The sequence below is a fragment of the Streptomyces sp. NPDC006450 genome, from assembly GCF_040612195.1.
Taxonomy (GTDB): domain Bacteria; phylum Actinomycetota; class Actinomycetes; order Streptomycetales; family Streptomycetaceae; genus Streptomyces.
This window is the reverse complement of record NZ_JBEXPT010000119.1, coordinates 1-19,843: the sequence shown is the minus strand read 5'-3', so window position 1 is coordinate 19,843 and position 19,843 is coordinate 1. Positions and strand designations below refer to the sequence as shown.

20 protein-coding genes are annotated in these 19,843 nt (G+C 72.8%); 4 read left to right on the top strand and 16 right to left on the bottom strand.

Features of this window, described 5'->3' with window-relative positions:
• Positions 1 to 190 precede the first annotated feature (190 nt).
• The gene (locus ABZY57_RS26840) at positions 191 to 625 is read left to right on the top strand and encodes a hypothetical protein (protein ID WP_356516129.1); all 435 of its coding nucleotides are present in this window, start codon (positions 191 to 193) and stop codon (positions 623 to 625) included.
• Between the two features lie 28 nt (positions 626 to 653).
• Here ABZY57_RS26840 and der read toward each other — a convergent pair whose 3' ends face one another.
• The 5 genes from der to ABZY57_RS26815 form a co-directional block, all read right to left on the bottom strand.
• Positions 654 to 2,114 (bottom strand): ribosome biogenesis GTPase Der, encoded by a 1,461-nt coding sequence (der, locus tag ABZY57_RS26835; protein ID WP_356516127.1) that lies wholly within the window; start codon positions 2,112 to 2,114, stop codon positions 654 to 656.
• Positions 2,115 to 2,189: 75 nt separating this feature from the next.
• A complete protein-coding gene (locus tag ABZY57_RS26830; protein WP_356516125.1) occupies positions 2,190 to 2,837 on the bottom strand; it encodes a lysophospholipid acyltransferase family protein in 648 nt (215 codons plus the stop codon).
• Positions 2,834 to 3,568 carry a (d)CMP kinase gene (cmk, locus tag ABZY57_RS26825; RefSeq protein WP_356516123.1) on the bottom strand — a complete coding sequence of 245 codons (735 nt, stop codon included), beginning with the start codon at positions 3,566 to 3,568 and terminating at the stop codon, positions 2,834 to 2,836. Before cmk ends, ABZY57_RS26830 begins: the two co-directional genes overlap by 4 nt.
• Positions 3,569 to 3,778: 210 nt before the next feature.
• Positions 3,779 to 4,867 carry a prephenate dehydrogenase gene (locus tag ABZY57_RS26820; RefSeq protein WP_356516121.1) on the bottom strand — a complete coding sequence of 363 codons (1,089 nt, stop codon included), beginning with the start codon at positions 4,865 to 4,867 and terminating at the stop codon, positions 3,779 to 3,781.
• Between the two features lie 165 nt (positions 4,868 to 5,032).
• On the bottom strand, positions 5,033 to 5,473 hold the full coding sequence (locus ABZY57_RS26815) for a YidB family protein (protein WP_356516119.1): 441 nt from the start codon (positions 5,471 to 5,473) through the stop codon (positions 5,033 to 5,035).
• A 136-nt stretch (positions 5,474 to 5,609) separates the two neighbouring features.
• Between ABZY57_RS26815 and ABZY57_RS26810 the strand changes: the two genes are divergently transcribed.
• The 3 genes from ABZY57_RS26810 (at position 5,610) to ABZY57_RS26800 (ending at position 7,253) form a co-directional block, all read left to right on the top strand.
• Positions 5,610 to 5,951 carry a DUF952 domain-containing protein gene (locus ABZY57_RS26810; RefSeq protein WP_356516117.1) on the top strand — a complete coding sequence of 114 codons (342 nt, stop codon included), beginning with the start codon at positions 5,610 to 5,612 and terminating at the stop codon, positions 5,949 to 5,951.
• Between the two features lie 83 nt (positions 5,952 to 6,034).
• Positions 6,035 to 6,505 carry a Rieske (2Fe-2S) protein gene (locus ABZY57_RS26805; RefSeq protein WP_356516115.1) on the top strand — a complete coding sequence of 157 codons (471 nt, stop codon included), beginning with the start codon at positions 6,035 to 6,037 and terminating at the stop codon, positions 6,503 to 6,505.
• A 28-nt stretch (positions 6,506 to 6,533) separates the two neighbouring features.
• Complete coding sequence (locus ABZY57_RS26800; protein ID WP_356516113.1) at positions 6,534 to 7,253, top strand: nucleotidyltransferase domain-containing protein; 720 nt, start codon at positions 6,534 to 6,536, stop codon at positions 7,251 to 7,253.
• Positions 7,254 to 7,288: 35 nt separating this feature from the next.
• On the opposite strand, the gene ABZY57_RS26795 is transcribed toward ABZY57_RS26800, so the two are convergent.
• From ABZY57_RS26795 to ABZY57_RS26745, 11 genes are all read right to left on the bottom strand, one after another.
• Positions 7,289 to 8,317 (bottom strand): ADP-ribosylglycohydrolase family protein, encoded by a 1,029-nt coding sequence (locus ABZY57_RS26795; protein WP_356516111.1) that lies wholly within the window; start codon positions 8,315 to 8,317, stop codon positions 7,289 to 7,291.
• Positions 8,314 to 9,072 carry an NUDIX domain-containing protein gene (locus ABZY57_RS26790; RefSeq protein ID WP_356516109.1) on the bottom strand — a complete coding sequence of 253 codons (759 nt, stop codon included), beginning with the start codon at positions 9,070 to 9,072 and terminating at the stop codon, positions 8,314 to 8,316. Before ABZY57_RS26790 ends, ABZY57_RS26795 begins: the two co-directional genes overlap by 4 nt.
• Entirely contained in the window at positions 9,069 to 10,187 is a 1,119-nt protein-coding gene (locus ABZY57_RS26785; protein ID WP_356516107.1) for an AAA family ATPase, read from the bottom strand. The genes ABZY57_RS26790 and ABZY57_RS26785 overlap by 4 nt, the downstream gene beginning before the upstream one ends.
• The gene (gene pnuC / locus ABZY57_RS26780; protein ID WP_356516105.1) at positions 10,184 to 10,792 is read right to left on the bottom strand and encodes a nicotinamide riboside transporter PnuC; all 609 of its coding nucleotides are present in this window, start codon (positions 10,790 to 10,792) and stop codon (positions 10,184 to 10,186) included. The genes ABZY57_RS26785 and pnuC overlap by 4 nt, the downstream gene beginning before the upstream one ends.
• Positions 10,793 to 10,915: 123 nt before the next feature.
• On the bottom strand, positions 10,916 to 12,358 hold the full coding sequence (locus tag ABZY57_RS26775) for a pseudouridine synthase (RefSeq protein WP_356516103.1): 1,443 nt from the start codon (positions 12,356 to 12,358) through the stop codon (positions 10,916 to 10,918).
• Positions 12,358 to 13,005 carry an SMC-Scp complex subunit ScpB gene (scpB, locus tag ABZY57_RS26770; RefSeq protein ID WP_356516101.1) on the bottom strand — a complete coding sequence of 216 codons (648 nt, stop codon included), beginning with the start codon at positions 13,003 to 13,005 and terminating at the stop codon, positions 12,358 to 12,360. The genes ABZY57_RS26775 and scpB overlap by 1 nt, the downstream gene beginning before the upstream one ends.
• The gene (locus ABZY57_RS26765; protein WP_356516099.1) at positions 13,002 to 14,093 is read right to left on the bottom strand and encodes a segregation/condensation protein A; all 1,092 of its coding nucleotides are present in this window, start codon (positions 14,091 to 14,093) and stop codon (positions 13,002 to 13,004) included. Before ABZY57_RS26765 ends, scpB begins: the two co-directional genes overlap by 4 nt.
• Before the next feature lie 167 nt (positions 14,094 to 14,260).
• Entirely contained in the window at positions 14,261 to 14,752 is a 492-nt protein-coding gene (locus tag ABZY57_RS26760) for a hypothetical protein (RefSeq protein WP_356516097.1), read from the bottom strand.
• Positions 14,737 to 15,774: a ParA family protein gene (locus ABZY57_RS26755; RefSeq protein WP_266958946.1), complete on the bottom strand. Its 1,038-nt coding sequence runs from the start codon at positions 15,772 to 15,774 to the stop codon at positions 14,737 to 14,739. The genes ABZY57_RS26760 and ABZY57_RS26755 overlap by 16 nt, the downstream gene beginning before the upstream one ends.
• A 449-nt stretch (positions 15,775 to 16,223) precedes the next feature.
• Positions 16,224 to 17,339 (bottom strand): alanine dehydrogenase, encoded by a 1,116-nt coding sequence (ald, locus tag ABZY57_RS26750; RefSeq protein ID WP_356516094.1) that lies wholly within the window; start codon positions 17,337 to 17,339, stop codon positions 16,224 to 16,226.
• 152 nt (positions 17,340 to 17,491) lie between these two features.
• Positions 17,492 to 19,492, bottom strand: a complete 2,001-nt coding sequence (locus ABZY57_RS26745; RefSeq protein WP_356516092.1) for an AAA family ATPase — start codon at positions 19,490 to 19,492, stop codon at positions 17,492 to 17,494.
• Positions 19,493 to 19,843: the final 351 nt, after the last annotated feature.

The following is a 19,843-nucleotide window of genomic DNA, read 5'->3' as shown; positions in this document are numbered from 1 at the left end:
CAGGAGACGTCGCCCTCGTTCCACTGGTCGCCGGCCAGCTCGCCGGTCATCGACGCGTAACCGCGCACCCCCGGCGATCTGCGTTTTCCGCCCCGCGACCCCGCATCCGGGAGCCGCCGGTTTCGTTGGCTGATACGTGCATTCCTACGATGTCTCCCGCGCCCCGTCCTATCCGAGCAGCGTCCCCCCGATGCGCCCCGCACGGGAGCTGGGGAGCTCTCCGGCCGCCTCGCACACCCCGATCTACGACACGCTGTACTCGGAGTACCTGCGCGCCTTCCGGGCCCTGCCCGGCGACCGCACGGGCGAGGAGGACCTCGGCTTCACGGCGTTCTCGTACGGGGGTCCCTACAACGGCGGCGCGTACGGCAGCGGCGCGGGCACGTACGGCAGCGGGTCCGCGGGGAGCTCCTACGGGAGCGGCTGGAACGGTTCCTCGTGGCAGCCGGCAGGGCAGCACGCGGGGCAGCCGTCGGGACAGCCGGCGGACGCCTGGCAGCCCTCCCCCGCCCCGCAGCCGCAGTACTCGTACGCCGGCGCCGGATACGCGAACGGGCGGCAGCACCAGACCGGGATGCAGCACATCCCGGCGGCCCTGCCGCCCGCTCCGCGCCGGGGCTACTAGGCCGTCCCCGGCGGCCCGCTGACGGGCACTACATCTTGCGCTTGTGCTGCGCACCGCGCTTCTCGCGGACGCGGACCGAGATGTGGATCGGGGTCCCCTCGAAGCCGAACTCCTCGCGCAGGCGGCGCTCGATGAAGCGGCGGTAGCCGTGCTCCAGGAAGCCCGAGGCGAAGAGGACGAACCGCGGCGGCTTGCTGCCCGCCTGCGTGCCGAACAGGATGCGCGGCTGCTTGCCGCCACGGATCGGGTGCGGGTGGGCGGCGACGACCTCGCCGAGGAAGGCGTTCAGACGGCCGGTCGGGACGCGCGTCTCCCAGCCGGCGAGCGCGGCCTCGATGGCCGGGACCAGCTTCTCCATGTGGCGGCCGGTGAGCGCGGAGACGTTCACCCGGGGCGCCCAGGCGACCTGCTGCATCTCGGTCTCGATCTCGCGCTCGAGGTAGTAGCGGCGCTCCTCGTCGAGGTTGTCCCACTTGTTGTACGCGATCACGATCGCGCGGCCCGCCTCGACGGCCATGGTGATGATGCGCTGGTCCTGGACGGAGATGTTCTCGGTCGTGTCGATCAGGATGACCGCGACCTCCGCCTTCTCCACGGCGGCGGCCGTGCGCAGCGAGGCGTAGTAGTCCGCGCCCTGCTGGAGGTGGACCTTCTTGCGGATGCCCGCCGTGTCGATGAACTTCCAGGTGACCCCGCCGAGCTGGATCAGCTCGTCGACCGGGTCGCGGGTGGTGCCGGCCAGCTCGTTGACGACGACGCGGTCCTCCTTGGCGACCTTGTTCAGGAGGGAGGACTTGCCGACGTTCGGGCGGCCGATGAGCGCGATCCGGCGCGGACCGCCGATGGCGGTGCCGAAGGTCTGCTCGGGCGCCTCGGGCAGGGCCTCGAGGACGGCGTCGAGCATGTCGCCGGTGCCGCGGCCGTGCAGGGAGGAGACCGGGTGCGGGTAGCCGAGGCCCAGGGACCACAGCGAGGCCGCGTCGGACTCGCCGCTCTGGCCGTCGACCTTGTTGGCGCACAGGACGACGGGCTTGCCGGCCTTGCGCAGCAGGCGGACGACGGCCTCGTCGGTGTCGGTGGCGCCGACCTTGGCGTCGACGACGAAGACGACCGCGTCGCAGGCCTCGATGGCGTACTCGGCCTGGGCGGCGACGGAGGCGTCGATGCCGAGGACGTCCTGCTCCCAGCCGCCGGTGTCGACGACCTTGAAGCGGCGGCCGGCCCACTCGGCCTCGTAGGTGACGCGGTCGCGGGTGACGCCGGGCTTGTCCTCGACGACCGCCTCGCGGCGGCCGATGATCCGGTTCACCAGGGTCGACTTGCCGACGTTCGGGCGGCCGACGACGGCGAGGACCGGCAGCGGGCCGTGACCGGCCTCCTGCAGAGCGCCTTCGACGTCCTCGATGTCGAAGCCCTCTTCCGCGGCGAGCTCCATGAACTCCGCGTACTCGGCATCGCCAAGTGCTCCGTGGTCTTGCTGGTCGTTCATGAAGTCCGTTCCTCGTCGTTCGTGGTGATCGGTGGGGCCCGCGCAGCGCGGTCCCACTACTAGGTCAAGTCTCGCTCAGCGCCCGGTGAGGCGCTTGGCGTCGGCCAGGTGGGCGGTCAGCCGGTCCTGGATGCGTACGGTGGCCAGGTCCAGCGCGGTGCGGGTACGGCGGCCACTGCCGTCCCCGGCGTCGAAGGCATCGCCGAAGACGATGTCGACCCTGCTCTTCAGACGCGGCAGCGCCTTGACGACGCGGCCCGCCCGCTCGGTGCTGCCGAGGACGGCGACCGGCACGATGGGGGCGCCGGAGCGGACCGCGAAGTACGCGAGTCCGGCGCGCAGCGAGGCGAAGTCGCCGTCGCCCCGGGTGCCCTCGGGGAAGATCCCCAGGGCCCCGCCGTTCTCCAGGACGCCCAGCGCGCGGCTGATCGCTCCCCGGTCGGCGCCGGAGCGGTCCACCTTCACCTGCCCGATCCCGTCGAGGAAGGGGCCGAGCGGACCGACGTACGCCTCCTTCTTGATCAGGAAGTGCAGCGGCCGCGGGGCGGTGCCCATGACCATGGGGCCGTCGATGTTGTGCGAGTGGTTCACGGCCAGGATGACGGGGCCGGTGGCGGGGACCTTCCAGGCCCCCAGCACGCGCGGCTTCCAGAGGCCGTACATGAGCCCGATGCCGATCCTCCGGCCGACCGCCGCACCCTTGAGGGAGGGCGTATCGCTCACGAGCGGCCCGCCCGCTTCTCCGTGTCCTCGGTCGCGTTCCGCCTCGACTCCACCAGGGTCACGACACACTCGATCACCTGGTCGAGCGTGAGCTCGGTGGTGTCCACCTCGACCGCGTCGCCGGCCTTGGCCAGCGGGGAGGTCTTGCGGCCGGAGTCGGCGGCGTCGCGCATGATCAGCGCCTCCTTGGTGGCCGCGAGATCCGTGGCCTCCTTGCCGCGCAGCTCGCCGCTGCGGCGGGCCGCGCGGGCCTCGGCGGAAGCGGTGAGGAAGATCTTCAGGTCGGCGTCGGGCAGCACGGTGGTGCCGATGTCCCGGCCCTCGACGACGATGCCGTCGGCCTCGTCGGCCGCCTCGGCGGCGATCGAGCGCTGGAGCTCGGTGATCAGGGTGCGCACCTCGGGGACGGCGCTCACGGCGCTGACCTTGGAGGTGACCTCCTTGGTCCGGATCGGACCGGAGGCGTCCTGGCCGTCGACGGTGATGGTCGGGGCGGACGGGTCGGTACCGGAGACGATGACGGGCTTGCCCGCGGCGAGGGCGATCGCCTGCGGGTCGTCCGTGTCGATGCCGTTGGTGATCATCCACCAGGTGATGGCCCGGTACTGGGCACCGGTGTCCAGGTAGCGCAGCCCGAGCTTGGCGGCAACGGCCTTGGAAGTGCTGGACTTGCCCGTGCCGGAGGGACCGTCGATGGCGACGATCACGGCGGTCGGAGCTGCGGTTTCCACGGTGCGGGCACCTTCCTGGTTGCGCGTACGTGTCCGGGCGCGCCAATAGCGCCCCTCCTCCAGGTTACCGGGCTTTTCGCCGCCGCCCGCCGGGGCGTCGGCGGGCGGTCCCGGGGCGGGCGCGGGGCGGCCGCGGGCCGGGGGCGGGGGCGGACCCCCGGGGCAGGCCCGCCCCCGCCCCGCGCCCGTTCCCGGGGGCGGGGGCCTCGCCTACGGCTGGCGCAGCGCCCAGCCGCGTTCGCGCAGCTCGGCCTGGAGTCCGGCCACGGCCCGGGGTTCGACCATCAGCTGGACCAGGCCCGCCTGCTGCCCCGTCGCGTGCTCGATGCGCACGTCCTCGATGTTGACCCCGGCCCGGCCGGCGTCGGCGAAGATCCGGGCGAGCTCGCCCGGCTGGTCGGAGATGAGGACGGCGACGGTCTCGTAGACCGCCGGCGCGGCCCCGTGCTTGCCCGGCACCCGGACCCGGCCCGCGTTGCCGCGGCGCAGGACGTCCTCGATGCCGGCCGCCCCGTCCCGGCGCTTGTCCTCGTCGGCCGACTGCAGGCCCCGCAGGGCTTCCACGGTCTCCTCCAGGTCGGCGGCGATCCCGGAGAGCACGTCCGCCACGGGTCCCGGGTTGGCCGAGAGGATCTCCACCCACATCCGGGGGTCGGAGGCGGCGATCCGGGTCACGTCGCGGATGCCCTGTCCGCACAGCCGCACCGCGGTTTCGTCGGCCTCCTCCAGCCGGGCCGCGACCATGCTGGAGACGAGCTGCGGGGTGTGGGAGACCAGTGCGACGGCCCGGTCGTGGGCGTCGGCGTCCATGACCACCGGGACGGCCCGGCACAGGGCCACCAGTTCCAGGGCGAGGTTCAGCACCTCGTGGTCGGTCTCCCGGGTCGGTGTGAGCACCCAGGGCCGGCCCTCGAAGAGGTCGGCGGAGGCCGCGAGCGGTCCGGACTGCTCCTTGCCCGCCATCGGGTGGGTGCCGATGTACGCCTTGGTGTCCACGCCGAGCGCGTCCAGTTCCCGGCGCGGTCCGCCCTTGACGCTGGCCACGTCGACGTAGGCGCGGGCCAGGTCCCGCCCTATGGCGTCGGCGAGGGCGGCGGCCACGTGGGCGGGCGGTACGGCGATGACCGCGAGGTCGGCCTTGCCCTGGTACGGCTCCTCCGTGCCGGCGCCCAGCGCGGCGGCCGTACGGGCCTGCCCCTGGTCGCGGTCGGACAGGTGGACGGCGATGCCGCGGGCGGCGAGGGCGAGCGCCGCGGAGGTGCCGATCAGTCCGGTTCCGATGACGACGGCGGTTCTCACGGGGTGCTCTCCAGGGGTACAGGGGGGTCGGGCGGCGGTGCCTGCCTCAGGGTAGCCAGCGGGGACGGCGCGAGGGCCCGGCGGTCCGTCCGGTGGGACGGGCCGCCGGGCCCTCGGGAACCGTCCTCGAAGGGACCGGGGTCGCTCAGGGAACCTGCCGCTCGCTCAGAGACCCTGCTGCTTGATGATGTCCTCCAGCGAGCCGCTCGGTACCGATCCCCCGGGGGTCAGCTTGTCCACGGCCTGCGGGAGCTCCTGCGCGATCTGGTCGGCCGCGGTCTCCGGGGTGACGCCCGCCTGCTCGGCGACCTTGGCCAGGGTGTCGTCCGGCAGGGCCTTGGCGATCTCCGCGCCGCTGACCGGCTGGTTCTCGCCGGTGCCGACCCACGACTGGGCCTGGTCGGCCAGACCGGACTTCTGCAGCATGTCCAGCAGCCCGCCGAGGGGGTTGCTCCCCGCGCCTCCGGCCGCCTGGGCGCCGCCGGCGCCACCGCCCATGAGGGCGCCGAGGAGGGAGCCGAGGATGTTGCCGCCGCCACCGCCACCCTGTCCGCCGCTGCCGCCGAGAAGGCCGCCGAGAAGGGAGCCGAGGTCGTTGCCCGCCATGGTGATGCCTTTCGAAGAGGGACCGGGCACGCGGACATCGGCGTACCCGGCTTCGAGATACGGACAATGTCGCCCGAGTCGGGCGCGTCTGCCACTTGGCGCAGAGCCGCGCACCGACTGCGGTAGAACGATCGGCATGATCTTCCACCTCGTACCCCTCGCCGGCTGGACCGCCGATCCGGATCGCCCGTACGCCCCGTCCTCCCTCGACTCCGAGGGTTTCGTGCACTGTTCGGCGGACCCGGAGACGGCGCTGGCGATCGCGGCCTCGCACTACGGCGGCGTCCCGGGGACCCTGCTCGCCGTGGAACTCGACGAGCGCGCCCTCACCTCCGAGGTCCGCCGGGAGGGTGAAACGGGCGTCCGCTACCCGCACGTCCACGGACCGTTGAACCGGGAGGCCGTGGTGCGCGTGTGGGAGGTCGTACGGGCCCCCGGCGGGGCGGCGGAACTCGTTCCCTGGCAGCCGGAGGGCTGAGCCAAGGCGTGGCGGGGTGTTGCTGAGGCCCGTCACGCGCCAGGATGCCTCTCGCCATCCCGGCGATCACCCGAGGAGAAGTCATGAGCGACCCCACCCGCGCCGCCCGGCGCACCGTACTGGCGGCCGGCGCGAGCGTCCTGGCAGGCGGCGTGCTGACCGCGTGCGGCGGAGCCGACGAGACGAAGCCGTCGTCCGAGAGCGGCAGCGCCGCCACGGCGCAGAACACCGCGTCCGCCTCGTCCTCGGCTCCGGCCGGGAACGCCAAGGCCCTGCTCAAGTCCTCGGAGGTGCCGGTCGGCGGCGGCACGGTCCTCAAGGACGAGAAGCTGGTCGTCACCCAGCCGACGGCGGGCTCCTTCCGCTGCTTCACGGCGGTCTGCCCCCACCAGGGCTGCCTCGTGAACAAGGTGGAGGCCGGCACCATCGACTGCCCGTGCCACGGCAGCAAGTTCAAGGTCGCGGACGGCGCCGTGGCCAAGGGCCCGGCCACCAAGCCGCTGGAGGAGAAGAAGATCACCGTCTCCCCGGCGGGCGAAATCTCGCTCGCCTAGCCCGAGGCCCCGGCACTAGCCTCGCGGAATGAACGAGGCCCACCAGAACGACCCGACGCCCGAGCCTCTCGAACTCACCCTGGTCAGGGACCACACGGTCTACTCGTGCGTGATCGGTTCGAGGGCGTTCGGCCTGGCGACGGAGGCGAGCGACACCGACCGGCGCGGTGTCTACCTCGCCCCGACGCCGCTGTTCTGGCGCTTCGAGAAGCCGCCGGCGCACGTGGAGGGGCCCCGGGACGAGGAGTTCTCCTGGGAGCTGGAGCGCTTCTGCGAACTCGCGCTGCGCGCCAACCCGAACATCCTGGAGGTCCTCCACTCCCCTCTCGTGGAGGACCTCACCCCGGTCGGCGAGGAACTCCTCTCGCTCCGCGAGGCGTTCCTCTCCCGCCGGGCCCACACCACCTTCAGCCGGTACGCCGTCTCCCAGCGCGGCAAACTCCTCGGCGACCTCCGCAACCACGGGGCCCCGCGCTGGAAGCACGCCATGCACCTGCTGCGCCTGCTCCTGTCCTGCCGCGACCTGCTGCGCACGGGCCGCCTGATCATCGACGCGACCCCCTACCGCGACCGCCTCCTGGCGGTCCGCCGGGGCGAGCTCTCCTGGGAGGAGGTCGACGCCTGGATGACCCGCCTGACCGGGGAGACCGAAGCCGCCCTCACGACGACCCCCCTCCCCGAGGCCCCGGACCTCCCCCGCGTACAGGACTTCCTCCTCCGTACCCGCCGGGCGTCGGCAGCGGCCTAGCGCGCCCTACGCCGTCGCGTCGAGCACCGCACCCCTCACGCGTCCCAGAGGGCGCCGAAGGACAGGAGTTCGGCTCGGTACTCGATGCGGCCCTCCCAGTCGCGGGGCCAGGCGTCCGCGCCGAGGTGGGCGCCCGCGAAGGCGCCGGCCAGGCACGCGATGGAGTCGGAGTCGCCCGCGGTGCAGGCCGCGCGGCGCAGGGCCAGGAGCGGTTCCTGCGGGAAGAGGAGGAAGCACTGGAGGGCGGTGGCCAGGGCCTCTTCGGCGATCCAGCCGTCGCCGGTCGTCAGGCAGGGATCCGTTTCCGGGGACGGAGCGCGCAGGGCCGCCGCGAGGCGGTCCAGGACCTCCAGGCACTCGTCCCAGCCGCGCGCCATGAAGGACTCGGCCGAGGTGTCCGAGGCCGTCCGCGTCCAGAGGTCGCCGAGCCAGCGCTCGTGGTAGCGGGTGCGGTTCTCCAGGGCGTACGAGCGCAGTTGCCCGACCAGGCCGGTCACCTCCGTGCCCTGGGCCAGCAGGAACACCGCCCGCGCCGTGAGGTCGGAGGCGGCCAGCGCCGTCGGGTGGCCGTGGGTCAGGGCCGACTGGAGCTGGGCCGCGCCGGCCCGTTCCTCCTGCGTCCAGCCGGGCACCAGACCGACCGGAGCCACCCGCATGTTCGCTCCGCAGCCCTTGGAGCCGAGCTGGCTGGCGTCGCGCCAGTCCCGCTCGGGACGGTTCAGCAGGCTGCAGGCCTTCAGACAGGTGTTGCCGGGGGCCCGGTTGTTCTCCGGCGAGTGGTACCAGTCGACGAACTCCTCCCGGACCGGCCGTGCCAGCCGCAGCGGCCCCACCCGGCCCCGCTCCGCGGCGGTCCGTATGCCCCGGGCGAGGGCCAGCGTCATCTGGGTGTCGTCCGTGACGATCGCCGGCCGCGGCAGGTCCATCTGCCGCCACGGGCCGGTCTTCGCCAGGATCCGGGGCACGTCGTCGAACTCCGTCGGGAAGCCGAGGGCGTCTCCCAGGGCCAGTCCGATCAGGGAGCCCGTGGCGGCCCGCTTCGTGTACTTCGTCGGCTCCGTCATCGCGTGTGTCCTTCCGTGGGGCGCAGCAGGGGCGGGTGCAGGGTGTTCGCCGGTCCGGGCCGGTAGAGCGCGGCCGGTTTGCCGCGGCCGCCGGTGAGCCGGGCGGCTCCGGGCACGGCCTCGACGAAGCCGGGCGTGGCCAGGACCTTGCGGCGGAAGTTGGGGCGGTCCAGGACGGTGTCCCAGACGGTCTCGTAGACGGCCTGGAGCTCGCCGAGGGTGAACTCGGGCGGGCAGAAGGCGGTGGCCAGGCAGCTGTACTCCAGCTTCGAGCCGACACGGGACCGGGCGTCCGCGAGGATCTCCTCGTGGTCGAAGGCCAGCCCGAGGGCCGGCCCGCAGGCCTCCCCCACCGGAACCCAGCGGGCGCGGTCCGCGTCTCCGCCTCCCCCGGCCACCGGTTCCGGCAGATCGGGGACGAGCGCCGTGAAGGCCACGGAGACCACCCGCATGCGGGGGTCCCGGTCCGGTTCGCTGTAGGTGCGCAGCTGGTCCAGGTGCAGGGAGTCGACCACGTCCGCCGGCAGCCCGGTCTCCTCGGCCAGTTCGCGCCGGGCCGCCGTCTCCGCGGACTCCCGCGGCAGCAGGAAGCCGCCCGGCAGCGCCCAGGCGCCCGCGTACGGTTCCTGCCCGCGCCGGATCAGCAGCACGTGCAGGGCGCCACCGCGCACGGTGAAGACGGCGAGGTCGACGGTCACCGCGAACGGTTCGAAGGCGTACGGGTCGTACCCGTGCCCGGGTCCGTCGTCACTCATCGGCTCCGCTCCCCCGTCCGCTCCGGCACCCGCTCAGCCACCCGCTCCGGCAGCGGATCCGCGAACTGCCAGCCTTCCGCCAGGAGTCCGTCGACGGCAGCCACCGCCGCCGCCAGCCGCGCCCCGCGGTCCCCGCGAACGACCAGGAAGCGCTTGCCGGTCCGTTCCAGCTCCTCCAGGAACCGTCCGGTCATCCACGGCCGGAGTTCCGCTCCGTCGCGCAGCCCGTCGTCCTCGAAGGGCACGTCCGCGTGGTCGGTGAGCAGGTACAGGTCCCGTCGCGTCCCGGCGGCGATCCGCTCGACCTCCGCACTGCGCGCACCCGTGTACCGCTCGTGCCAGATCCCGGTGGCGAAGGAGTCGGTGTCGCAGAAGAGCACGGGTGATCCCAGCCGGGCAGCCCGCTCCTCCTCCGCGTCCTGCCGCCGCGCGATCACCGGGAACTCCGCCGGGGCGAAGCTCACCCCGGCCCAGGTTGCCGCCGGGTCCGCCGCGCGCGCCGCCGCGAGCCTCTCCTCGCTGTAGCGCCGGCCGTACTCCGCGACCCAGCCCGTCTTCGCCCACACCCCGCCGCGCCCCCGCCAGTGCTCGGCCAGGGCCTGCGACAGCGTGGTCGTGCCGGTGGACTCGGCGCCGAGTACGACGATCCGCCGGGTCAGCGCCGCCCGCACGGCGGGCCCCAGGAACTCCCAGTTCCCGACGGGGTCGGCCCGTACGGCCGTGCCGGACACCGGGAAGAGGGTGCGGTCCCGGTCCACGCAGACCTCCTCGGCCCCGAACCGCCGCGCGAGTTCGGTTCCGTAGGCCTCGGAGGTGAAGACGGCGTCGACCGGGCGGCGCACCGCGCCCCGGAAGATCGCCATGTGCGCCTCCCAGACGGCCGGGTCCTCCAGGTCGACCGGAATGTCGTCGACCGCGCCGACCACCTCGGCCCCGGGGTGCGCCTCGCGCATCCAGGCGACCCGGTCGGCGAGCGGTACGGACTCCACGGAGGCCGCGCACACCAGGACGGTCAGCCGCTCGCACTGGTCCTGCGCGGTGCGCACCAGGTGGTGGTGGCCGGCGTGCGGCGGGTAGAACTTGCCGAGGACCAGGCCGTGGCGGTAGCGCTTCATGCCGTCACCTGCCGCACCACGGCCGCGCCGCGGGCCGGGAGCGCCCGGCGCCAGCCGAGCAGTCCGGCCACGCACAGGGCGAGGAAGCCGACGTAGAGCAGGGAGGTCAGGTACAGCCCCTTGTACGCGTACAGCGGGATGTAGACGAGGTCGGCGGCGATCCACAGCCACCAGGACTCGACGAGCTTGCGGCACTGCCCGTACGTGGCCATGAGCGAGAGCCCGGTCGTGGCCGCGTCCCAGAACGGGACGGTGGAGTCGGTGACCCTGCTCAGCAGGAGGGTCAGGCCGAGGACCGCCACCGCGCCCGCCGCGGCCAGTACGGCCCACTCGGCGGCGGTGGTGCGGCGCACCGGCAGGGCCGTGGTGGTGCCCGGTCCACCCCCGTGGGTCCAGGTCCACCAGCCGTACGCGGCGAGGGCGATGAAGACGATCTGCAGTCCGGCGTCGGCGTAGAGGCCCGCCTGGGCGAAGAGCACGATGAAGAAGACGTTGTTGGCGATGCCGATCGGCCAGTTGGCGATGTGCTGCCGGGCGACCAGCCAGACGCACACGGCCCCCGTGACGAACCCGAGGATCTCGGTCCAGCTCGTGTGCCATCCCATGACGCCCCCCATCTCTTTATAGTCAGGTTGACTATAAACAGGGTCCGGGGGCCCGCACAACCAAAAAACCCGCGGCGCCCGAGGGCACCGCGGGTTCTGGAGGCCTTCAGGAGGCCGGGGGTCCTACAGACCGACCTCGCGCATGAGCATGCCGACCTCGGTGTTGGTCAGGCGGCGCAGCCAGCCGGACTTCTGGTCGCCGAGCTCGATCGGGCCGAAGGAGGTCCGCACGAGCTTCTCGACCGGGAAACCGGCCTCGGACAGCATGCGGCGGACGATGTGCTTGCGGCCCTCGTGGAGGGTCACCTCGACCAGGTAGTTCTTGCCGAGCTGGTCGACGACGCGGAAGTGGTCGGCGCGGGCGTACCCGTCCTCCAGCTCGATGCCGTCCTTGAGGCGCTTGCCGATGTCGCGCGGCAGCGGGCCGGTGATGGCGGCGACGTAGGTCTTCTTCACGCCGTACTTCGGGTGCGTGAGGCGGTGGGCCAGCTCACCGTGGTTGGTGAGCAGGATGATGCCCTCGGTCTCGGTGTCGAGCCGGCCGACGTGGAAGAGACGCGTCTCACGGTTCGTGACGTAGTCGCCGAGGCACTGGCGGCCGTCCGGGTCCTCCATGGTGGAGACGACGCCGGCCGGCTTGTTCAGCGCGAAGAACAGGTACGACTGGGTGGCGACGGTCAGACCGTCCACCTTGATCTCGTCCGAGGGCTTCACACGCTTGCCCTGCTCCAGGACGATCTCGCCGTTGACCTCGACGCGCGCCTGCTCGATGAGCTCCTCGCACGCACGGCGCGAACCCATGCCGGCGCGGGCGAGCACCTTCTGCAGACGCTCACCCTCCTCCTCGGCACCCGGGAAGGTCTTCGGGGTCTTGATCACGGGCTTGTCGGCGTACCGGTCGCGCACGCGCTCCTCGATCCGCGCCTCCAGCTCGCGCGGCTTGGACTGGCCGCTGCGGCTGCCGGGGCCGATGCGCGGGCCGCCCGCGCCGCCGATGCCGGGGGTCCTGGAGACCTTCGGGCCGCCCTTGGCGCCACCGCGGGCCGCCGCGCCGCGCGCACCGCCACCGCGGCTGCCGTCGGCCGCGCCGCGGGCACCGCCGCCGCCCGCCTTGGCTCCGCCGCGGCCGTTGCGCTCGCCCTCGGGGCCCACGTCGTAGCGACGCTCCTCGGGGCGGGGGTTGCGGATGCGGGGGGCCTGCTCGCGGTCGCGGTCGGAGCCGCCGCCCTGGTAGCCGCCGGAGGAGCCACCGCCCTGGTAGCCGCCACCGGAGGAGCCGCCACGGGAGCCGCCACCCTGGTAGCCGCCGCGGGAGCCACCACCGGAGCCGCCACCCTGGTAGCCGCCACCGGAGGACCCGCCACGGGAGCCGCCACCCTGGTAGCCACCGCCCGAGCTGCCGCCGCGGGAGCCACCGCCCGAGCCGCTGCCGCCGCCGGAGCCGCCACCGCGGTAGCCACCGCCGCCGCCGCTGGAGGAGCCGCCGCGGGGGGAGCTACCGCGCCCGCCACCACCGCCGCCGCTGTTCCTGTTGCCGCCACCGTTGCCGTTGCCGCTGCTTCGCATCAAAGTTCCGTCGTCTTGTCGTCTTCATCGGTATCCGGAGAGTCCGGATCGAACGACGGAACACCCTCTTGCGTCTCGGCTTCGATCGCGTCCGCCTCGGGGAGGAAGGGCGCGAGCTCCGGGAGCTCGTCCAGGCCACGCAGGCCCATCCGCTCCAGAAAGTAGTTCGTCGTCCTGTACAGGATCGCACCTGTTTCGGGTTCCGTCCCCGCCTCCTCCACCAGACCCCGCTGGAGGAGGGTGCGCATGACCCCGTCGCAGTTGACTCCGCGCACCGCCGAGACCCGCGACCGGCTGACCGGCTGGCGGTACGCGACGACGGCCATCGTCTCCAGCGCCGCCTGGGTGAGACGGGCCTGCTGGCCGTCCAGGACGAAGGCCTCCACCGCCGGCGCGTAGTCCGCCCGGCTGTAGAACCGCCAGCCGCCGGCGACGAGCCGCAATTCGAAGCCGCGGCCCTGGACCTCGTACTCGTCCGCCAGCTCGCGCAGCGCCTCCGCGACCTCGCGGGGGGTCCGCCCGAGCACCTTGGCCAGGTGCGCCTCGGTCGCCGGCTCGTCCACGACCATGAGGACGGCCTCCAGGGCCGGCTTCAGCGCCGGCCCGGCCGCCACCGCCACCGCCACCGTCATCGGCTCCGCGCTCATTCCTTGACCTCCACGATCCTGTCGAACTCGTCCGTCACCCTCGGCATGCCGTCCCCGTCCCCGCCGCTCCAGCGCACCGTGAGCGTCTTCAGGGCCTCCTCCTGGTCGAGGACCACCGCCTTCTCCCGGTAGAGCTCCAGGAGGGCCAGGAAGCGCGCCACGACCGTCAGGGTGTCGGCGGCGTCCTCGGTGAGCTCCTGGAAGGTGGCCTCGCCGCGCGCCTTGAGCAGTGCCACGACCAGTCCGGCCTGCTCCCGGACGCTCACGAGGGGCGCGTGGATGTGGTCCACGTACACCTGCGGCTTCGCCCGGGGCTGCATGGCCTTGACCGCGAGCCGCGCCAGCCCCTCGCCGCCGATGCTGATGACCACCTCGGGGAGCAGCTCGGCGAGGTGGGGCTCCAGCCCGACGGTGCGCGGATAGCGCCGGGCCTCGCTGTCGGCCCGCTCCTGGAAGATCTCGGCGATCCGCTTGTACGCCCGGTACTGCAGCAGCCGCGCGAACAGCAGGTCCCGGGCCTCCAGCAGCGCGAGGTCCGCCTCGTCCTCGACCTCGGCGACGGGCAGCAGCCGGGCCGCCTTCAGGTCGAGCAGGGTGGCGGCGACGACGAGGAACTCGGTCGTCTGGTCGAGGTCCCAGTCGGGTCCCATCGCACGGATGTGCGCCATGAACTCGTTGGTGACCTCCGACAGCGCGACCTCGGTGACGTCGAGCTTGTGCCGGGAGATCAACTGCAGCAGGAGGTCGAAGGGCCCTTCGAAGTTCTCCAGCCGCACCGTGAAGCGCCCGTCCCCGACCGGGTCCGCCGCGGCCACGTCCTCGACCGGGGACGCAGGAGGCGCCACAGGGGGCCTTACGGGAACTGGTACGGCCTCCTCGGCCTCATCGGTCCCCTCGGCCTCCTCCGGCCCCTCAGGGCCGCCTGGGGCCTCCAGGGCCGGTGCGGGCGCGGCAGGGGGTCCGGTGGCCTCCCCCCGGTTCCGGTCAGGGACGGGGCCGGGGAACTCCTCCTCCCCCGGAACGGAGGCACCGGGGCCGCGGCCCAGCGGGCGGCGGGGCGGGAGGCCGGGGTCGGCGGGAGGGGGCATCGCGGTCCAGGGTGGTACGGAGGGAGCGGCCGATCGGGCCGGGGCCAGGCCCAAGACTCCCATGCGCCACCGCTCCGCAGGAGCGGGGACCCGCCTGCGCCGGGGGCCCGGTGCCGGACTCCGGCGGACCGGGCCGCACACGCGCCGGACGGAACCGTCCGGAGGGGTCAGCGGCCCCTGAGGCGGCGGACCAGGATGCTCGCGTCGCCGCGGGACTCCAGGTCCGCCAGGACCACCGCGACGGCCTCGCGGACGATCCGGCCCCGGTCGACCGCCAGACCGTGTTCCCCGCGCAGCACCAGCCGCGCGTGTTCCAGGTCCATGAGCTCCTCGGCGGAGACGTAGACCGTGATCTTCTCGTCGTGCCGCTCGCGCCCGCTGGGCCGCCGGTTCGCACCGCGGCCCTGCCCCTTGCCCCGGCCGGGGGTGGGGGCGGGGACGGCGTTACCGGAACCTTCCTGCGGTCGCCGCTGCGGGCCGACGCCGGGCTCCGTGCCGGCCTCGGACTCCCGGCTGCGACCCTCTCCCGCCGTGCCCTCCGCGGCCGAAGCCGCGTGCTCCACGCCCCGCGCCGAGTTCGGCGAGGAGGACGTCAGCGCCATCCCCCCGGTCGTACGGAACAGTTCGTCGGCTCCGGGCAGACTCACTCGGCGGGACACCGGGCGAGCACCTCCCTGGCCAGCTGGCGATAGGCGGCGGCGCCGACGGAGTTGGAGGCGTACGTGGTGATCGGCTCGCCGGCGACCGTGGTCTCCGGGAACCGCACCGTACGGCCGATGACCGTGTGGTAGACGTGGTCGTCGAAGGCCTCGACGACGCGCGCCAGCACCTCACGGCTGTGCACCGTACGGGAGTCGTACATCGTGGCGAGGATGCCGTCGAGCTCCAGCTCCGGGTTGAGCCGCTCCTGCACCTTCTCGATGGTCTCGGTCAGCAGCGCCACGCCGCGCAGCGCGAAGAACTCGCACTCCAGCGGCACGATGACCTTGTGAGCCGCCGTCAGGGCGTTCACGGTCAGCAGACCGAGCGAGGGCTGACAGTCGATCACGATGTAGTCGTAGTCGGGCAGCAGGGGCTTCAGGGCCCTCTGCAGCGTCGACTCGCGCGCGACCTCGCTGACCAACTGCACTTCGGCGGCCGACAGGTCGATGTTGCTCGGCAGCAGGTCCATGTTGGGGACCGCCGTCTTCAGCAGCACCTCGTCGGCCGACATGCCCCGCTCCATGAGCAGGTTGTAGACCGTCAGGTCGAGTTCCATCGGGTTGACCCCGAGGCCGACCGACAGCGCGCCCTGCGGGTCGAAGTCGACGAGCAGCACCCGGCGCCCGTACTCCGCGAGCGCCGCACCCAGGTTGATGGTCGACGTGGTCTTGCCCACGCCGCCCTTCTGGTTGCACATCGCGATGATGGTCGCCGGACCGTGATCGGTCAGCGGACCCGGGATCGGGAAGTACGGCAGCGGCCGTCCGGTCGGGCCGATCCGCTCACGGCGCTGGCGTGCAGCGTCGGGGGCGAGAGTGGCCGCGTACTCGGGGTCGGGCTCGTACTCCGCGTCCGGGTCGTAGAAATGCCCTTCGGGCACCTGTTCGTAGTCGGCGAAACCCACGGGCTTGTCGCCGCTCAGGTCGCCGGCCCTGGAGTTCACGTCTAGGCCGTCCATGCTCTTTTGGGGCGTCGTCATGTGCTGGTGGTTTGCGAAGGTGCGGACCGCCACGGATCCCACGGCTTCGATTCCGGCAGGACCCTGGCCCCGCGCAGGCCCGCCTGCTCGACCACCTCCAGGAGCAAATGTCGACTCATTCACAAGTCGTCTTACCTCCTCGGACGTGACCAGGACACTTATCGATAGGTCAGCGTGGCACCATGCCGACGGTTGGCGACTCTATGGCGTGTCACCACTCAGCGGCAACACAATCCGTCGGACCCACCGCGATGTGTCGGCAACCGAACACCACTCTGTCAAGGGCGTACGAGCTGTCGCCGGGAAGTTTCGCGGGTGTGCGAAAGGGTTAAAGGGTTACGTTCGAGGCGAGTTGAGCGGCCCCGCCGAGGACCCCGGGAACGCCTCCGGCCGGACCTCGCGAGCAAGGTCCGGCCGGATACGTGAGATTGACGTCAGTCGTTGACGACTCAGCCGAGCAGCGTGCTCAGCTCAAGGGTCTCGAGACCGTGGGCCTCGGCGACCGGACCGTAAACGACCTGGCCATCATGGGTGTTGAGGCCCAGCGCGAGCGCCGGGTCACGACGCAGCGCCTCGACCCAGCCGAGGTTCGCGAGCTGCACGATGTAGGGCAGCGTGGCGTTGGTCAGCGCGTACGTGGAGGTGTTCGGCACCGCGCCCGGCATGTTGGCGACGCAGTAGAAGACCGAGTTGTGGACCTGGAAGGTCGGCTCGGCGTGAGTGGTCGGACGGGAGTCCTCGAAGCAGCCACCCTGGTCGATCGCAATGTCGACAAGGACACTTCCGGGCTTCATCTTGGCGACGAGCTCGTTGGTGACCAGCTTCGGCGCCTTCGCACCCGGGATCAGCACCGCGCCGATGACGAGGTCGGCCTCGATGACGGCCTTCTCCAGCTCGTAGGCGTTGGAGACGATCGTCTTGATCTTCGTGCCGAAGATCTTGTCGGCCTCGCGGAGCTTGTTGATGTCGCGGTCCAGCAGGGTCACGTGGAAGCCCATGCCGACGGCGATCTGCACGGCGTTCCAGCCGGAGACGCCACCGCCGATGACCACGCACTCGCCGGCGTGGGTGCCGGGGACGCCGCCGGGGAGCACGCCGCGGCCGCCGACCGAGCGCATCAGGTGGTAGGCGCCGACCTGCGGGGCCAGGCGGCCCGCGACCTCGGACATCGGGGCGAGCAGCGGCAGGGCGCGGTTGGCCTGCTCGACCGTCTCGTAGGCGATGGCGGTGGTGCCGGACTCCAGCAGGGCGTCCGTGCACTCGCGGGAGGCCGCGAGGTGCAGGTAGGTGAAGAGGGTCTGGTCCTTGCGGAGGCGGTGGTACTCCTCGGCGATGGGCTCCTTGACCTTCAGCAGCAGGTCGGCGGTCGCCCAGACCTCGTCGGCCGTGCCCAGGATCTCGGCGCCGGCGGAGACGTACTCCGCGTCCGTGATCGAGGAGCCCACACCGGCGTTCTGCTCGATGAAGACCTGGTGGCCGTTGCGGACCAGCTCATGCACGCCGGCAGGCGTGATGGCGACCCGGAACTCGTTGTTCTTGACCTCGCGGGGGATGCCGACCTTCATCGTGGCTCACGGTCCTTGGCTCAGGGGATGTTTCGGGCTACTTCCATACAAACCCGTCCACAAGAACGCGCAACGGGATGCACCAGAGGATGACCTGGTGAAGCCAGTCTAATGAAGGATGAGCGGCTGTCTAGCCTTGCAAAGCAATAATCTCAGTCGGAACCACTGCGGATTTCGCAGGCTGCGGGGTCATCTCCCAGCAATCTGTCGGCTGCGGACCTGTGCAACCTGGCGGCCGCGGGATCCCCGAGCCGGTCCAGTGTGTCCGCCAGCCGCACCTGCAACGCGGCCTGAAGCCGCAGGTCCCCGGCCTTCCGCGCGAGCTCCACCGCCTCGCGGCAGGTGTGCAGCGACTCCTCGGGGCGCCCCGCGTATTCCTGGATCCGCGCCATCTCGCTCAACGCCTTTGCCTGGCCCGGGACATCGGCCAGCTTGCGGTAGCCGGCCGAGGCCGCCCGCCAGCTCCGCAGCGCGTCCCCGTACCGGCCCGCGTACGTGTGCACGTTCCCCAGGCGCCCGTACAGCCGTGCCTCGTCCGCGCGCTCCCCCCGGGCCAGGGCGTGGGACAGGGCCCGGCCGAACCAGTCGGAGGCCCTGTGCCAGTCGCCCAGCTCCTGGTGCGCGCCGCCTACGGATTCCATCGCGCGGCCCGCCGCGTACGGGTCCTTCGCCGCCTTTCCCGCGTCCAGCGCGGCCCGGTACCGCTCCAGCGCCTCCCGCGTCCGGCCCGTCTCGGCGTCCAGATCGGCCAGGTTCAGCAGCGCGGCGGCCTGCTCCCGGTGCAGATCGCGCCGCTCGGCCACGTCCAGCACGAGCCGGTGCAGCCCGTAGAGCTCGGGCGCGGCCCCGGCGGTGCCGCGGTGCTCGGACAGGGCCCCTGCCAGCGCCGCCACGAACCTGCGCGCCAGGGTGTCCAGCTCCCCGTCGGCCACCGCCAGCGAGGCCGCCGCCAGCAGCGCGGGCAGCCGGGTGTCCAGCCAGGTCCGTGCCGCCCGCCGGTCGGCGAAGCGCAGCGCGCGCGGCACCCCGTCGAGCTTCTCCGGCGCCCCCACGATCCCGCCGGGGCCGTCGTACCCCTCGGATCCGTTCGCGTCCGGCTCCGCCATGACCCGGCAGGAGAGCAGCAGCCGCACGGTGCGCTCCAGCATCCGGGCCCGCGCGAGCTGGACCTCGGCGGGCCGCTCCTTGGCCTCCAGCAGGGCCTGGAGCAGCGGCGCGAGGCAGCCGGGCAGCAGGTACAGCCCGTCGTGGGCGGGCCTGAGCAGGCCCAGCGCGGCGAAGTCCTCCAGGGTCGACTGCCCGGCGGCAACGGAGCAGCCGGCGAGGGCGGAGGCGACGTGGGAGTCGACGAGGCCCGCGGGGGCAAGCGGAAGCAGTCGCAGGGTCCGCTGGGCGGGCTGCGGGAGGGATTCGTAGACGAGCCTGAAGGCTTTGGCGAGCGGGCCGCCGACACCGGCGGGCATGTCGTGCAGCTGCTTGCCCACGTCCGCCACGGAGGCCTTGGGACGCGCGGCGAGCCAGCCGCCGGCCAGGGCGAGCGCTGCGGGCTGGCCGCCGCACTCCTCGGCAAGGGCTTCGGCCGCGCGCGGGTCGTTGGCGACGCGGATGTCGCCGATGCGGTGGACGAGCATGCGGACGGCCGAGGGGGTGTCGAGGCCGCCGAGGGTGCAGGGCCGGACATCCGGAATCCCGGTCAGCGGGCCCTCGGCGGTGACGACGACCAGGCACTCGGGGGTGTCCGGCAGCAGGGCGTCGACCTGGTGCGGATCGGCGGCGTCGTCGATGAGCAGGACCATGCGGCGGCCGGCCAGGGCCGTGCGCAGGGCGGAGCTGAGATCGTCCTCGGCGGCGCCGGGCGGGGTGGGCTGCCCGAGCCCCTCCAGGAGCGTGCGGACGGCACGCTCGGTGGCGACGCTCTCGCCCGTGGGGGCGGTGAGCCGGACCCTCAGCACCCCGTCGGGATAGTCCTCGGCGATCTCCCGGACCAGCGCTTCGGCGAGGGCGGTCCGGCCGGAGCCCGGGCGCCCGGCGACGAGGAGCACCCGGGCGCGCGGGGACTTGGCCTTGCGGCCGGAGAGGGTGTCGAGCCCGGTTCGCGCGATGTCCTCGCGGAGCTCCTTGAGCTCACGCCGCCGCCCGACGAAATCCGTCACGGATCCGCTCCTCTCGCTGCCTTCGGATTGCGAGCGTAGTTCACACAGAGCGACGGACAGGGTGGAGCGCGGCGGACAAATCGCCCGATCGGATCAGCGGATGGGCAGCTTTTCTGACGCGACGCTCGCACGGCTCGGCCCTGACGGGCCTCCCCGGCTTCGCCTCGGTGCGCCGGACTCCGTCCGGCGGTGGCCGGTCGGGGCTGCCGCCACCGCCGTCTGGTGCGGGGGTCGGTGGGCGGGGGCGGGTGGTCGCGCCCTGCGGGGCTGCGTCCCCTACCCGCCCTTCCACCGTTCCCCGGGCTCCGCCCGGACCCCCTGGGGCTCCGCCCGGACCCCGGGAACGGCGCC

Excerpts from the sequence above, each read along its gene's own strand:
- ABZY57_RS26765 (WP_356516099.1), bottom strand. The coding sequence starts at position 14,093 with ATGCCCCCTCCCGCCGACCCCGGCCTCCCGCCCCGCCGCCCGCTGGGC.
- ABZY57_RS26785 (WP_356516107.1), bottom strand. The coding sequence starts at position 10,187 with ATGAAGCGCTACCGCCACGGCCTGGTCCTCGGCAAGTTCTACCCGCCG.
- ABZY57_RS26840 (WP_356516129.1), top strand. The coding sequence starts at position 191 with ATGCGCCCCGCACGGGAGCTGGGGAGCTCTCCGGCCGCCTCGCACACC.
- ABZY57_RS26810 (WP_356516117.1), top strand. The coding sequence starts at position 5,610 with ATGATCTTCCACCTCGTACCCCTCGCCGGCTGGACCGCCGATCCGGAT.
- ABZY57_RS26815 (WP_356516119.1), bottom strand. The coding sequence starts at position 5,473 with ATGGCGGGCAACGACCTCGGCTCCCTTCTCGGCGGCCTTCTCGGCGGC.
- ald (WP_356516094.1), bottom strand. The coding sequence starts at position 17,339 with ATGAAGGTCGGCATCCCCCGCGAGGTCAAGAACAACGAGTTCCGGGTC.
- ABZY57_RS26795 (WP_356516111.1), bottom strand. The coding sequence starts at position 8,317 with ATGACGGAGCCGACGAAGTACACGAAGCGGGCCGCCACGGGCTCCCTG.
- ABZY57_RS26805 (WP_356516115.1), top strand. The coding sequence starts at position 6,035 with ATGAGCGACCCCACCCGCGCCGCCCGGCGCACCGTACTGGCGGCCGGC.
- ABZY57_RS26800 (WP_356516113.1), top strand. The coding sequence starts at position 6,534 with ATGAACGAGGCCCACCAGAACGACCCGACGCCCGAGCCTCTCGAACTC.
- ABZY57_RS26755 (WP_266958946.1), bottom strand. The coding sequence starts at position 15,774 with ATGACGACGCCCCAAAAGAGCATGGACGGCCTAGACGTGAACTCCAGG.
- ABZY57_RS26790 (WP_356516109.1), bottom strand. The coding sequence starts at position 9,072 with ATGAGTGACGACGGACCCGGGCACGGGTACGACCCGTACGCCTTCGAA.
- ABZY57_RS26775 (WP_356516103.1), bottom strand. The coding sequence starts at position 12,358 with ATGCGAAGCAGCGGCAACGGCAACGGTGGCGGCAACAGGAACAGCGGC.
- der (WP_356516127.1), bottom strand. The coding sequence starts at position 2,114 with ATGAACGACCAGCAAGACCACGGAGCACTTGGCGATGCCGAGTACGCG.
- scpB (WP_356516101.1), bottom strand. The coding sequence starts at position 13,005 with ATGAGCGCGGAGCCGATGACGGTGGCGGTGGCGGTGGCGGCCGGGCCG.
- pnuC (WP_356516105.1), bottom strand. The coding sequence starts at position 10,792 with ATGGGATGGCACACGAGCTGGACCGAGATCCTCGGGTTCGTCACGGGG.